The following is a 13815-nucleotide window of genomic DNA, read 5'->3' as shown; positions in this document are numbered from 1 at the left end:
ATTTATTATTTTTTAATTGAATGTATGGCTTGTTGTAAATCAGAAATTAAATCGTCGGTACTTTCTAAACCTATATTTAATCTCACCAAGCGACCTTCATAATCCTTATTTGGCCTTTCAATTGCTGGATAGACGAGTGCTAAGCTAGTCACCCCACCCCAGCTCATACCTATTTTGAATAGCTCTAAAGTATCGATAAATTCTTCTACTTGAGTGGCATTAAACTCGTCTTTAAAAATAAAGGAGAAAACACTGCTGGAGCCGGTAAAATCACGTTTCCAAAACTCGTGACCTGGGCATGAAGGCAACGCAGGGTGCAGAACTTGCTCTACACTTGGGTGTTTTGCCAACCAATTGGCAACTTCTAGGGTAGATTTTTCAAGATGGTCGAGTCGCACAGCAAGCGTTTGTAAACCTCTTAACGCCAAGCTGCAATCATCTGGGGAAACAGCCAAACCTAACTGCTTAAATGTAGAACCCACTTTCTTTTTAAGCTGTTCAGAGTTAACAGAAACCGTGCCTAACAGTAAATCACTATGCCCGCCCACATATTTAGTCAGTGCTTGCATACTGATATCTACGTTATGCGCAAATGCATCAAAATGAACGCCCGCAGCGTAAGTATTGTCTAACGCGACCACGACATTTTTTTGATGTGCCGCCTCACAAATGGCTGGAATATCTTGCACTTCCATCGTTACTGAGCCCGGGCTCTCAACCCAAATAAGCGTCGTATTTTCTCGAATTAAATGAGCAATATCGGCACCTAGCATAGGGTCGTATGCTTCAACTTCGATACCTAAGTTCTTCAGCATTCCTTGCGCCATTTCTTTGTTTGGGCCATAAGCACTGTGCGGAACTAATGCATGGCTACCACTTGGGCAGTTGGCGAAGTAAATTAATGCGATGGCCGCTTGCCCACCCGGTACAGCAAAGGTGTGATGCGCGTTTTCTAGTTGAGCAATGCGCTCGGTAAGTTCTAGTGTGGTGGGTGTTCCATATAAACCGTAGCTGTAGCCATTCTCTTTTTGTTCCCAACCATCAACAACGTTTGATTGTTTATCAAATAATACAGTAGAACCTCGATACGTTGGGGTGACTAAAGATTTAAACCCCGGAGTCGACAACGTTTGAGGTTGGGCTAGCTTGGTTTTCCAATGCATTATTGTTTCCTTAATTATTTTGTTTGTTTACATTTGAAATAATATCCCTTTTGGCATAATAATGGGCCTCGATATAAAGCATGCAAATGAGAAAATTTCCCAATGAATACACCTAATTCGTTAGATAATTTCGATAGAGAGATATTAATCACACTGCAAGAGGATAATAAAACCCCTTTGAGAGTACTGGCGGATAAAGTTTGTTTATCTGCAGCTTCTGTACAACGAAGAATTAAAAAAATGGAGGACGATGGCGTTATTTGTGCAAATACCGCCGTGGTAGACCCAGAAAAAGTTGGCCAATTAATTACAATTATTGTAGAAGTTCATATTGAAAGGTCGCACACCTCTGATATTGAGAAATTAAAAGAGAGTTTTTCTGGGCCAGCAATACAGCAGTGTTATTACGTAACAGGGGAAGCAGACTTTATTTTAGTCCTTGGCGTTTCTAGCATGGTTGAATATGAAATGATTAGCAAAGGGTTATTTTATAATAATAAAAATGTGAAATGGTTTAGAACAATAATTGCAATGGATCGCGTAAAAACAACGCTGCACCAATCAATAAAATAATATTGGTTTGTCTATTTGGGTAGATAAATTATACCTATTGCAAGTACACAAAAGACGTCTAGGGACGTCTTTTTGGTTTAGTTCAAGACTAATCTAAAGCCTTTGTACTATTAGCTAAACCTGAATTTTTAGCTCGACTTAAAGACATAGTGATCAGATCATCGTTATCATAGAGCCTTACCGAAGTCGAAGTCATACCAAGCTTTTCCAATACTCTAACCGACGGAAAATTCTCTGCGACTGCAACACCATATATTTCACTCAGCTTAGTATTCGCAAAGGTAAACGCTAGCGCTGATTGGGCGGCCTCCAGTGCATAACCTCTGTTTTGAAACTTCGGAAGTAACGCGTAGCGGATATCATTAAGGCCGTTCTCTACTATGGTTTCTACTCCAGCATAACCGATTTTTATGTTCGAATTATCTCTTAAACAGATGATAAAAGTACCGTAACCTTTATCCCAATGTTCAGTTTTCTTTGGCAGATAGTTCGCTATGTACTCCTTACTGAACGGTTGCCCACCGGGGAGGTACTTGGTGATTTCAACACTGGTTAACAGGTCAGTATAAATATCCAGATCTACTGTGGTTACTGGCTTTAAAATCAGCCTATTTGTAATTATTTCCGACAAAACCGTCCCCCTAATTCAACTCTCTCGCTGGCCTTTTCCATAACTAAATAAACATGGTTAATAAACATGACTAGCTAACCACCACCAATTTAGGCCATGTCGTTAACCAATTCTTAGAGCGGACACGCTGATAAAATAGCGCCTGATCTCTTCTCGGATTATGAGTCACTTGCCTATTAAACAAGGAGTCAAATCCAAAAGGCGAGATACACTCGTACTTACCTTCTTTGCACTTACAGATGGCTACCGCAGTCTCTTTTTCTGGCCAATATCCCATGGCATCTAATGTGCTTACATATGGTTTATCACCATTTCGTTTATGCATCGTCGCCTGATTTCGTACTTGCCAGTTAAGCTCCGGCATAATGGCTTTAAGCTGTGCTTCATATTCAGCATATTTGCCCGCTTGCACCTCTAAAGCATCAAAATAGATCACATCAATATCATTTAGAATCGTTGGGCTTTGTTTTTGATGTAAATAATCCCAAACCAAGTTTCTGACAAAGCCCGCAGCGATGTAACATTGCGGTAAACCTAAAGAGAACACCGCATCTAGCGCCTGTTTTCTTAAAGCGTCTTGTAAAAGCAATTCTATTATCTTCTTTTGGTATTGGTCTGTCTCAGTCATTCCATTCATACATTTTGGTTGTCTGACGCGTTAAACGAATACATGCGAACCTCGTCCCGAGGGAACCAGCCTAAAGACTCATAAAACTGCTTGGCGTTAATATTGTCGTTAGCAACAAATAGGTGGGTTTTAGAGATGCCAATTGCCGATAACGCATTAATGGCACTGCTAATTAGTTGTTTACCTATGCCTCCCCCCCGTTGCGATTGAGCAACCGCTAAGTGCTGGACATAACCTCTGCGGCCATCGGTTCCAACTAATATGGCTGCAACTATTTGCCCTTCTCGCTCTACAACAAAACTTAAGCCCGGATTATGGTTGAGATAACGCTCGATACTTTGCCGAGAATCGGCATCTCTTAACAGCATGGCTTCTGTAGTTGACCAAAGCGCAATCACCTGATCGTAATCTGCTATTGTCAATCGTCGAATGGTCACTTGTCTCATGTTGGCTTCTTTACTGGTCATCGTCCTTGTTGTCCTAATATAAAACACTATTTTTGCTACAAACTAGCCATTATGCATTGGGTTATTGCGATTCATCGCCATTTAGCTTTAGCGATAACCTTAGCATATCAATATGTTGCAATCCGTTCTCGAATATTGGCTCGTCATAATGGTCTTTAAAGAAGTTTTTTATCACTCCCTCTACCCGAAAGCCAAGGCTTTGGTAAAACGCAAGCTGATAGCCGAAGGTTCCGGTTCCTAGCACCACTTCCTTAACGCCAGAATCAGTAAGATGTTTAATCACCAAGCTTAACAGTTCTGAGCCGACACCTCGGTTTTGATGCTCCGGAAATACGGCGATGTTATAAACCTCGGTAACGCCCGCTTGTTTTACATTGGTGACACAAGCGCCCAGCAGTTCATCATTATCATATGCGGCAAAACAGAGTGAGCCAGCAAGGTAAGAGCGAATACATGACTCGGATGGGTCGGCCTCTAACAATAAGGCCATCGGTATTAAAGCGGCTTTGATTTGTTTTACTTTCAACTCTTGTTTCCTTATTTGCAGAATCTAACCCTGCCATTCACTTATTGTGACATAAACATGCGTAAACATTTAGGTACGGTAACGCTCTTTTATATCCTCTATTGCGCCATATAATTTGCCCTACCATCATTGAACACAACATAGAACCGCGGCTTTACTCCAATATGGGTTATGTTGAACAAAATCAAACACAAATACGCCATTGCACCACAGCCATTCTTTTTATACTCTACTCCAGCACTGGCAAAATCCAGTGTCGGGATTGGTACCCCTACGAAACCTATGACGTATCAGAACTCTTCTGATTATACGTGGCTTGCTATATCTGTTATTCAGAGAATCGATGAAAAAACAATCGGTTTGAACAACATTATGGTGAGCTGGGCGAGGCAGCTTTGCTGGCCGTTTCATAGGTTGCGGTAGTACCAACCTCGTTCAGTTCACCACCTTTTGATTGGTACCTTCTGTGTGGTGGTTAATGCTCAAAACCTATGGAGGCCATTATGCCTAATTCAAATCCCAACCAAACCGATATTGCCAACATGCCGCTATTAGCGCGCGACTACTTAGTTACCCTACACGCAACGTTAACCGATGCCGACCAAAACGAACTCAATGCCGTGATGGTGTATTTGAATGAGTTGATTACTTTGGATGAGCAGAGGGGTGTTGAGGAGTTTAAGCTTAGCTTTTAAAAGTAGATACAGAAAAGACGTCCTAGGACGTCTTTTCTTAAGAATGTGGCGGGAGTGAGGAAGTCGACTTTCGGGAATATACGCTCTGTCATACAATCACTTTTTTGTGATAAATGTCACTAAAAACAAAGTTTCATGACTCTTCGGCTTCGAAATCGAGACTACTAACAATTGAATCTAGAAGATCACTTTTCAATTTGCCAAGAGGCTCTTCCCATGGAGAGTCAGAGACAAGGTTCTCAACAAATACCCGTTGTAGGGTTTTTGAGTCCTCTTTGACTAGCTCAGCAATAGACGCTATCGCCGACTGAGGATATTGCTTAACTAAATTAAGCGTCCTCTCAATATCTTTATAATGATCGGAATAATAGCCAATCAACCGCTCATCTACCCCATTAAATGCAAGCTTATAAAGTTCCAATGAATTTTTGACCTTAGTTCTTGCTTTGCAATTGCCAGTGATACGTATCTTTCCTCTTAACGAAAAATCGTTTTGCATCAGAAACGTAAGTAAATCCCCTTCTTGTTCAGTCTCAAACATTCTAGTATTCAGCACATTATCTTCGGCTACATTAGGGTGAAGGTGAGTATACTCAACTTTACCATCAGCTATTTTAATAACGTGTTTATCTAGCTTTGCATGGTTACAAGAATGGCAAACTGGAATCAAATTGTATACGGATAGAGCAAAAAACGGAAAAAAAGATTTGGACAAAAAGTGGTCTAACTCAGGGCGGCCACCAAAGATATCATCTTCAAAAACTGAATGCGTATAACTGCGATTACAGTATGGGCACACTGTATTTCTCAGTTCATCGATTAAAGGATATGGTCCCCATCCTTCTCTTTGGCTGGAAAACTTTTTATAATTGAAATGACTAGAACAAAACTGCACAAAATCATAAAAGTTGTTGTTTCCTAAAAAACTTTCCACAGGTATTTTAATATTGCCATCATGGTGAAAATACTTCTTCGCCTTTTGAAACAAGCTATTACCTTCAGTGTTAGATAAAACATTAGTGAATTCATCTAATAACCCTTCAGCCCGCAGAACACTTTCCAGCTCAGAATTAGCCCTTATTGAAGAACGTTTTACGAGTAAACTCTTTATTCTCTGAAATCCAGCCTCTTGGGGCCAACTAAAAACAAAGCAAAAAACATTCTGCTTCTTCTGCAGCTCCCAAAACAAAAAGTTGTTTACAAACAAGGCATTAAATAAAATCGAATTAAGTGTATTACTCCCCCGAATAATGCGAATGAGATTCGATAACTCTTCAATCATATCACCAGGTTTTAGAGTATAAATATCATATTGAATGCTATACAGCCAATCAATAAACACATTCCCTAGATGTGGATTTGGTGTGGGAAGCGCGGAATGAGAGCCACACCATTCGTTGTGTTTTTCCTCAAGGAAATCGTAATCCTTAAAATCAAGATTAAACATTAGTGGTTCCAGCGACTGTATATTTCTGTGTTAACTCCCTTATCTCATGCTTTAAACTAGGGTTTGATTCACTAAAAGCCAGCAGCTCTGCAAGCTCTTTACTTATAGGGGATAAAGACAATTCCAGTTTAGTAATTTTACGCTTCAACTCTTTTTGTAGAACTTTATCCCCTACTTGATTTATCACAACTCTAGCCATCTCAATCTTTTCCGACAAGCTAGTAGCACCAGCAAACTCTTCCTCTGGATTATTTATAAAGCTAACAACTTTTAATACTTCCTTTTGAGCAGCACTACCAATCGTTTGAGTCAAGAAAAAACCATTAGATAAAAGGTCATGAATATTTGCTGCAAAGCAATTTTCCAAACCTCTATTTTCACCTAGAAATACAACTTTTCCAGATAAAGTATCTGAAAGAATAAAAGGGCTATGGGACGAAATAATTGTTTGGGGGCTGACATTTAGTTCTTCATACATCTCGTCTAATATTGAAATCAGTAGTCGTTGCCACTCAGGATGAAAAGAATTCTCAGGCTCATCCAAGATGACAAGAGCTGTTGCACCATACTCCCTGATCTTTTCGTAAAGCTCATTCAAGTAATGGATTGCACTAATCTCTCCAGAGCTTAGTCCGTCTATTTTTAAAGGAATTCCTGCACCTTGAAACCCCCTCTTCTGATTCGATAAATCAAACCAATCGTTGGAACAAATTAGATCTAGAATCCCACTCTCTTCCATGACATCAGATAGAGAAACCGATAAATGACTACCATTAAGCTCATTATATTCTATTGAAAATAGACTTAATCTTTCTCTAAAGTCATTTACGTGAGCAAATATTTCATCTCTGAAATCTTCCCACTGCTGACCTTTTACATACTTTATCAAGTCGCGGTGGTAAGGCTGAATAAAATCAACCTCCTCAGAGAACATACTAAAAGCTACCATCAAAGCCACTAAATAAGGAACATCTGTATAACGTTTATGGTGTTGTACTCCGCTAAACGTAACAAGGAAGGTGTAAATCAATACAAATGAACTTTCGGAATGGTTATCTAGCCTAATATGTTCAAGAAACGCATTGTAGAGCTTTACTTGTGCAGTCCTTTTACTAAAAACTGAAAATTGTTCTTGTAACGATATGTCATTTTCAATCGCAGTTCTAAAATCACTAAATAACAACACTAACTTAGAATGTTTGTTTTCAGATATATGTTTAAAAACATCGAATTTTGCCAGGCTATCGGCATTTATCGCGAACCGTTTGGCCAACTTACTATCTGTCGTTCCTGAAGTTAACTTTTTAAAAGGGTTTGATGCTATTTTTTCACTATTAAAAACCACATTAGATGAGGTTCCAGCTGATAAGTCATTAAGTGGGTGATAAAGGATCGTTTTTCCAAACTCATTGTAGCCCGTTAACACTGAACAAAATGCCACGTTCTCAGAGCTAGATAGTTTTTCATTGTGATACTCTAAGCTGGGCGTTACACAAAAGAAGCTCTTAACACCTTCAACATTTTGTTCAATCAAAGCGTAACTATCATCTCCCTTTCTAGTCAGGCCCTTAGGAAACATGCCTGTAGTGTAGACATAACTTATTAGCTCAATTAAATTGGATTTCCCCGAACCGTTGGCACCAACTAAAGCAGTAAAAGCATCTAAGTGGGATAAAGGGTTCTTACCTAGCTGAGCTGTCTTAGAAAAGTCAGTTTCTTCTATAATCAGCTTTTTGTTTGTCTCATCCTCGACGATATTATAATCGAGTGTAAAATTAACATCTCGATCTATGATATTTTTAAAACGAGCAATCTTTAGATAAATTAAACGATAAGCCACTTCAAAGTCCTTGTAATATTCTACATCCCACCATAAAACGTACTAACAAAAGCTTTCGCCTTTTCAGTTAACCTTGGTATTATTTTTTTACGTTTTAACACACTTGGGGGATACTCCATGGTGGCAATGACATCTTCACGCAATGGTTCTTCATTGGTATAAATCATCTTATTAACTAGTGCTTTAAAGCTATCTGATACTAACGACTCTTCCCTACATATCTCATCTACCGCTTTTACTTTCTCTTTCTCCCAGAAGCTGTCGAATTCATCCATTACCTCGGTTGATGAATCAAGGTTGTTGAGATTCTCTTCAATAAACTGTTCTATCAGCTCTTTCTTAGAGCGTAGCTCTGGGCTGCCCCCCAATAACTGCATGATTTTTTTGTATTGGTACTCGTACTCTTTGTCGTTATCTGCACCTTTCAGTTGCCCTAATAACAGCAAAATGTAACGTACATTTATTTCATCGCGTTGAATCAGCTCAAGCTCAAAATCGACCTCTTCAAGGATGGAAACCTTTTCTTTGCTGTTATCAGTTTTTACCTTGTCGTATAGGTCGAGGTATTTGCTTTTGTAATCTTCAAAACTTTGCTCGTCTAACGCCACATCATCAAAGTCGAAATCCGCAAAGGTGCTTAATACGTTTTTCAGGCGCATCAATTCACGAAACGCTTTTACAAACTCAAGTTCTTGCTCTTCATCACGCAGGTCATCCACACTCTCAATATCGTGTGCGATGGTTTTCATTTTATCGAGCGCTTCATTGAACAAACCAACAAAGTCTTCGTAAGGTGGCATGATCACTGTCTCTTTTGCATCCTTATTTGAAAACAGCGTCAACGCATCGTCTGTTGCCTTTTTAAGATTACGGAAGCTAATAATATTACCCTGCGACTTTTGCTCGCTTAGAATGCGGTTGGTGCGCGAAAATGCTTGAATTAATCCATGGTGTTTGAGGTTCTTATCAACATACAGGGTGTTTAGCGGTTTACTGTCAAAACCTGTTAGGAACATATTCACCACAAGCAGAATATCTACTTTACGCTCACGTACCTTTTTCGAGATATCGTTGTAATAGTTATAAAACGATTCACTGTCTTTGGTGGTGTAACTGGTTTCAAACATGGCGTTATAGTCGCCAATAAACTGCTCTAGCTTGTCTCGACTATGGCTGTGTACTGCTGAGTCCTTACTACCCAACGAATAAGCCGCTTTCGGCTCCGCTACTTTATCAAGCTCAAACTCTTCACCCGCTTCATCTAGGAAGCCATTCGCGTCAGGATCTTCCTCATTAGCCGCATAAGAGAAGATGGTAGCGATACGCAAGTTATGTTCACCCGCTTGTTTTTTCTTTTCAAATAAGTCGTAATATTTAATCAGCGTTTCTACACTGCTCACGCAGAACATACCCGTGAAGGTTTTGCTGTGTGTTTTACGGTTATGGTTGGCAATAATGTAATCGATGATTTTGTTTAATCGTGTTTCAGACTCTAATAGCTCTTTGGTATCAATGCCTTCAACATCAATATCCATCTCATTTTTGCTACTGCCATCTTCACCAATTTTCTTATAACGCCCGACATACTCAATACCAAACTTGAGCACATTTTCATCTTTAATCGCATCAACGATGGTGTACTTATGCAAACACTCATCAAACAGGTCTTTAGTGGTGGTTTTGCGCGATGCCTTGCTGGTTGCGTTATCAACAAAGATAGGCGTGCCAGTGAAACCAAACATTTGATGATTATTAAAGAAGCTGACAATACGTTTATGGGTATCACCAAACTGGCTGCGGTGACACTCATCAAAAATAAACACGATAGACTTATCTTTTAAACGGTCCATACGCGAGGTATAACGCTTATGGCTAATGGCGTTATTGAGCTTTTGAATGGTAGTGACAATCAGCTTGGTATTGCGGTGTTCGTTTACCTTGTTAGCGGCAACAGGCGCATCGGCGAACTGATTCACCAGCAAGTTAGTATTATCCGTGCTATCTACACAACCTTTGGCAAAGCCGTTAAATTCTTTACTGGTTTGATAATCTAAGTCTTTTCTATCCACCACAAACACCACTTTGTGAACCTCTGAAAGCCCCGTGAGTATTTGCGCGGTTTTAAAAGAGGTCAGCGTTTTACCTGAGCCAGTGGTGTGCCAAATATAACCATTAAAGTTTTCTGTTCGTTGCCCTGTGGCTGCAATCTCATTACGCTCAATAACACGTTCAACAATGTTTTCGGTGGCATAAATTTGGTAAGGACGCATCACCATTAAAATGCGATCAGTTTCATTCAGCACTATGTACTTTTGGATCAAGGTAGCAAGTTGTTCGCGTTGTAAGAAGGTATCTGCAAACTTCGACAGCTCGGTATAACGGTGGTTTTCTTCGTCCGCCCAATAGAAGGTTTGTTTGAAGCTTTGGTTTTTGTTGTTGGCGTAATATTTGGTATTCACGCCATTGCTGATCACAAAGGTTTGCACATATTGGAACAAACCGTAACTTGCCCAGTAAGAGTGACGCTGATAACGGTTAATTTGATTAAAAGCTTCTTTAAGCTCTAACCCTCTGCGTTTCAGTTCAATCTGCACCAGTGGTAAACCATTCACCAAAATGGTTACGTCGTAACGGTTTTGATAACGCCCTTCCACGGTCACTTGTTGGGTGACTTGAAACTGATTGTCGTCCCATTTGTCCGCTAAAAATTGGATATACAGCGCAATATTTTTTCCATCACCCGCACTGTCTTTATTGATTTGTAGGCGGTCACGCAGGGTTTTGGCCTTTTCAAACACAGAGCCTTTTGATAACGCATTAAGCACCTGCTTAAACTCGTTGTCAGTTAGTGGCGCTTTTAAACGATTTACTTTTTCAAGCTGCGCTTTTAAATTCGCTAACAGTGACTTTTCATCGGTTATCTGTGCAACTTGATAACCCAATGTTTTAAGTTGAGAAACTAAGTTATCTTCAAGTACCTGCTCTGCCTGTATTGCCAAAATCAATTCCTATCGGTTATTAAACTGTTTTACACAAACATCTGTTGTAATAAACCTTTTTTGAAGGTTTGAGTATGTTCTAATTGTTGAGAAACAAGCTCTACTTTTTTATTTAATGATTGAATAAATTCAACAATTTTAACCATTTCATTTTCAGAAGGGATTGGAATTGGTAAATTGAAGAAGTCACCCATCGTGATATTCATTCGGTCATGGCGAGCACCAAAATTAGCGATGCTATTCATGTACCTATGCCACTGAGTTGTTTCAAAATACAACTCTAAATAATCAAGTACACTTTCATCTTTAAAACGAAATACAGTATACAAAGGCGACATTACGCCTTGCCCTACATGGTTTCGTTTTATTGGGCCAACAGGTGCAAGTTCAGATATTCGAGGGTTATAAACAAAATCATTTTTTTCAACAATTGAATATCCACCTAAATTACTTTGGTTAGCTATATCTTTTTTGAAGTAATCTGTTTGGCTAACAATGCCTGATTTAGCTGAGTTTGTTAGCACATTGGTAACAGATTCATCTTTGTTCTTATTGCTAATCTTGTTTGATAAATCACCTAATGTATATTTAACCCACTCAGGAAAGTTATTACCATCTTCATCTTTAAAACGAATTTCTTGTGAAAACAGCTTTTGCATCACGCCTTTATTGTACTGCACTAACAAGCTATGTTTTTCTTTTAATAGCACGATTTTTTTATCAACGTTCGATAGGAAGTTGGCGATTTTTTGTTGTTCTTCAGGAGCGGGGAACCCCATCTTCATCGACTTTATAATTTCTGTCGTTAAATTATTGAAAACACCACCTTTAGTAGCAGAACCTTGTATCTTTTCATGTAGCCTTTCAAATTGGTTATATAAGAATTCTGTATTAACTTCTTTATAATCTTTAAATGAAAGCCATCCATCGTGTATACAGGCATCTATTCCTAAAATCCCTGGTATAGCAACTCTTGTCCCAGAGCAACTTAAAACTAAACTGCCGGCCTTCAATAGCCTGCTTTTCTTCGCTCCTTCCTCTGTTAGAAAATCGATACAAGGGTAGGCATACTTCCCATCTCGACTAACATCTTGGATCATCAACCTCGGAATATTGCCACCATAGAAACGCGGATCGCCTTTTGGTCTTGGACTAGCTCCTCGAAAAATAGTCATGCGCTCAGACAATTTAGAATAATCCCAATCCCCATCGAACTCTTGAAATCTAATTGAAGGGACAATACTCTTCATGATTCTCTCTCCATTGGGGCTGTAATACCTAGTTCAAGACAGAAGTCACTGATGGATTTATCAATAACATGAATGGAGCTAACATTCTCTGAAAACAAACTTGATACTTTTTCTAAATCAATCAACTCTTCCTCTTCAAAAGTATCAACATACCTTGGCATGTTAAGGTTAAAGTCATTTTTCTTTTTAACTTCTTCCTGTGTAGCAACATAAGAAAATTTATCTACAAACTCACGTTTTTCAACCGCTTCTAAGATACGCTCAAGATCTTCTTCACGCAGGAAGTTTTGATTGGTGGCTTTACCACAATGGGCACTGGCATCGATAAACAAAATGTTATCAGAGGCTTTGCGCTGTTTTTTCAACACTAATATACAGGTAGGAATAGAGGTGCCATAAAAAATATTCGCAGGCAAACCGATCACCGCATCTAAGCAATTCTTCTGCTCTATTAGGTATTTACGTATATGCCCTTCGGCTGCCCCACGAAACAAGACCCCATGCGGTAAAACCACTGCCATGGTGCCGTTATCATCTAACTGATGCAGCATATGTTGCACAAAAGCGAAATCGGCTTTACTTTTAGGTGCTAGCTTACCGTAATCGGCAAAACGCTCATCGGATTTAAAACCATCATTAGCACTCCAGCTAGCTGAAAATGGTGGGTTAGCCACTACTGCTTCAAAGCGTTTCTCAATATGGTGCGGTGTTTCTAGCGTATCGTCCTGCTGAATATCAAAACTACGGTAATGCACCCCGTGCAAAATCATGTTCATACGCGCAAGGTTGTAAGTACTTGGGTTTTTCTCTTGCCCGTAATAGTTGGCAACTTCGCCTCCTTTACTATGGATCTCTTTTGCTACTTGCAATAATAACGAACCCGAACCACAGGTAGGATCATAAGCTGATTTCAGTTGTGTTTTGCCTTTAGTTACTAGCTTGGCTAATAACTTAGAAACCATTGGAGGTGTATAGAACTCACCCGCTTTTTTACCCGCGCCACTGGCAAACTGACCAATCAGGTATTCGTAAGCATCACCTAATACATCAATCTCGGTATCATCAAGGCAGAAGTCAATCTCATCTAAATGCCCTAACACCGACGTAATTAGCTCATTTTTTGCCTTTTCAGTTTTTCCCAGCTTGTTAGATGTAAAATCAATATCATCAAACAAACCATTAAAATCATCTTCACTGGCCGTCCCCATGGTACTTTGCTCAATATGGTTGAGTACCTCGCCTAATGACTCAAGTATAAACTCACCATTCTTACCTCTTTCCGCAATTACATGAAACAGCTCGCTAGGCTTTAAGAAATAACCTAACTCTGCAATTGCTTCTTCTTTTATATCATCAATAACTAAGTCATCATCGATGATTAACTCTTCGTCCAATTTATCAAAATTATCAGTGTCAACTTCGGGGGATTGCCTTAATAGTTTACTTCCATATTTATCCATTTTTTCAGATAGATATTTGTAGAAAATAAAACCTAATATATAGTCCCTAAAATCATCAGGACTCATATTTCCACGTAGTGAATTAGCAATGTCCCACAATTTTTTCTCTAGCTCTTTTTTATGTTGCTCAACCATT

At 39.3% G+C, this 13815-nt stretch carries 12 protein-coding genes; 2 read left to right on the top strand and 10 right to left on the bottom strand.

What is annotated here, in order from left to right:
* Nucleotides 1-5: 5 nt before the first annotated feature.
* A complete protein-coding gene (locus tag CHJ_RS05665; RefSeq protein ID WP_317917107.1) occupies nucleotides 6-1163 on the bottom strand; it encodes a cystathionine beta-lyase in 1158 nt (385 codons plus the stop codon).
* A 102-nt stretch (nucleotides 1164-1265) separates the two neighbouring features.
* On the opposite strand from CHJ_RS05665, the gene CHJ_RS05660 reads away from it, so the two are divergent.
* Entirely contained in the window at nucleotides 1266-1736 is a 471-nt protein-coding gene (locus CHJ_RS05660; protein WP_171751907.1) for an Lrp/AsnC family transcriptional regulator, read from the top strand.
* 88 nt (nucleotides 1737-1824) lie between these two features.
* Here CHJ_RS05660 and CHJ_RS05655 read toward each other — a convergent pair whose 3' ends face one another.
* From CHJ_RS05655 to CHJ_RS05640, 4 genes are all read right to left on the bottom strand, one after another.
* Nucleotides 1825-2367: a GNAT family N-acetyltransferase gene (locus tag CHJ_RS05655; protein ID WP_317917106.1), complete on the bottom strand. Its 543-nt coding sequence runs from the start codon at nucleotides 2365-2367 to the stop codon at nucleotides 1825-1827.
* A gap of 70 nt (nucleotides 2368-2437) precedes the next feature.
* Nucleotides 2438-2995: a nucleotidyltransferase family protein gene (locus CHJ_RS05650; RefSeq protein ID WP_317917105.1), complete on the bottom strand. Its 558-nt coding sequence runs from the start codon at nucleotides 2993-2995 to the stop codon at nucleotides 2438-2440.
* Nucleotides 2996-3000: 5 nt separating this feature from the next.
* The gene (locus CHJ_RS05645; protein ID WP_317917104.1) at nucleotides 3001-3462 is read right to left on the bottom strand and encodes a GNAT family N-acetyltransferase; all 462 of its coding nucleotides are present in this window, start codon (nucleotides 3460-3462) and stop codon (nucleotides 3001-3003) included.
* Between the two features lie 61 nt (nucleotides 3463-3523).
* Entirely contained in the window at nucleotides 3524-3988 is a 465-nt protein-coding gene (locus tag CHJ_RS05640; RefSeq protein WP_317917103.1) for a GNAT family N-acetyltransferase, read from the bottom strand.
* A 503-nt stretch (nucleotides 3989-4491) separates the two neighbouring features.
* Here CHJ_RS05640 and CHJ_RS05635 point away from each other — a divergent pair.
* The gene (locus CHJ_RS05635; RefSeq protein ID WP_317917102.1) at nucleotides 4492-4683 is read left to right on the top strand and encodes a hypothetical protein; all 192 of its coding nucleotides are present in this window, start codon (nucleotides 4492-4494) and stop codon (nucleotides 4681-4683) included.
* A gap of 133 nt (nucleotides 4684-4816) precedes the next feature.
* Here CHJ_RS05635 and CHJ_RS05630 read toward each other — a convergent pair whose 3' ends face one another.
* Genes CHJ_RS05630 through CHJ_RS05610 form a run of 5 tightly spaced genes read right to left on the bottom strand, consistent with a single transcriptional unit; the run spans nucleotide 4817 to nucleotide 13814 of the window.
* Nucleotides 4817-6130, bottom strand: a complete 1314-nt coding sequence (locus CHJ_RS05630) for an HNH endonuclease (RefSeq protein WP_317917101.1) — start codon at nucleotides 6128-6130, stop codon at nucleotides 4817-4819.
* On the bottom strand, nucleotides 6123-7970 hold the full coding sequence (locus CHJ_RS05625; RefSeq protein ID WP_317917100.1) for an AAA family ATPase: 1848 nt from the start codon (nucleotides 7968-7970) through the stop codon (nucleotides 6123-6125). The genes CHJ_RS05630 and CHJ_RS05625 overlap by 8 nt, the downstream gene beginning before the upstream one ends.
* A 20-nt stretch (nucleotides 7971-7990) precedes the next feature.
* A complete protein-coding gene (locus CHJ_RS05620) occupies nucleotides 7991-10969 on the bottom strand; it encodes a type I restriction endonuclease subunit R (RefSeq protein WP_317917099.1) in 2979 nt (992 codons plus the stop codon).
* Nucleotides 10970-10998: 29 nt separating this feature from the next.
* Nucleotides 10999-12219 (bottom strand): restriction endonuclease subunit S, encoded by a 1221-nt coding sequence (locus tag CHJ_RS05615; RefSeq protein ID WP_317917098.1) that lies wholly within the window; start codon nucleotides 12217-12219, stop codon nucleotides 10999-11001.
* Nucleotides 12216-13814: a type I restriction-modification system subunit M gene (locus CHJ_RS05610; RefSeq protein WP_317917097.1), complete on the bottom strand. Its 1599-nt coding sequence runs from the start codon at nucleotides 13812-13814 to the stop codon at nucleotides 12216-12218. The genes CHJ_RS05615 and CHJ_RS05610 overlap by 4 nt, the downstream gene beginning before the upstream one ends.
* Between the last annotated feature and the right edge of the window lies 1 nt (nucleotide 13815).

The organism is Vibrio sp. MACH09 (assembly GCF_033238805.1).
Taxonomy (GTDB): domain Bacteria; phylum Pseudomonadota; class Gammaproteobacteria; order Enterobacterales; family Vibrionaceae; genus Vibrio.
This window is presented reverse-complemented; position numbering and strand designations above follow the sequence as displayed.

Excerpts from the sequence above, each read along its gene's own strand:
- CHJ_RS05630 (WP_317917101.1), bottom strand. The coding sequence starts at position 6,130 with ATGTTTAATCTTGATTTTAAGGATTACGATTTCCTTGAGGAAAAACAC.
- CHJ_RS05615 (WP_317917098.1), bottom strand. The coding sequence starts at position 12,219 with ATGAAGAGTATTGTCCCTTCAATTAGATTTCAAGAGTTCGATGGGGAT.
- CHJ_RS05610 (WP_317917097.1), bottom strand. The coding sequence starts at position 13,814 with ATGGTTGAGCAACATAAAAAAGAGCTAGAGAAAAAATTGTGGGACATT.
- CHJ_RS05645 (WP_317917104.1), bottom strand. The coding sequence starts at position 3,462 with ATGACCAGTAAAGAAGCCAACATGAGACAAGTGACCATTCGACGATTG.
- CHJ_RS05635 (WP_317917102.1), top strand. The coding sequence starts at position 4,492 with ATGCCTAATTCAAATCCCAACCAAACCGATATTGCCAACATGCCGCTA.
- CHJ_RS05665 (WP_317917107.1), bottom strand. The coding sequence starts at position 1,163 with ATGCATTGGAAAACCAAGCTAGCCCAACCTCAAACGTTGTCGACTCCG.
- CHJ_RS05660 (WP_171751907.1), top strand. The coding sequence starts at position 1,266 with ATGAATACACCTAATTCGTTAGATAATTTCGATAGAGAGATATTAATC.
- CHJ_RS05650 (WP_317917105.1), bottom strand. The coding sequence starts at position 2,995 with ATGACTGAGACAGACCAATACCAAAAGAAGATAATAGAATTGCTTTTA.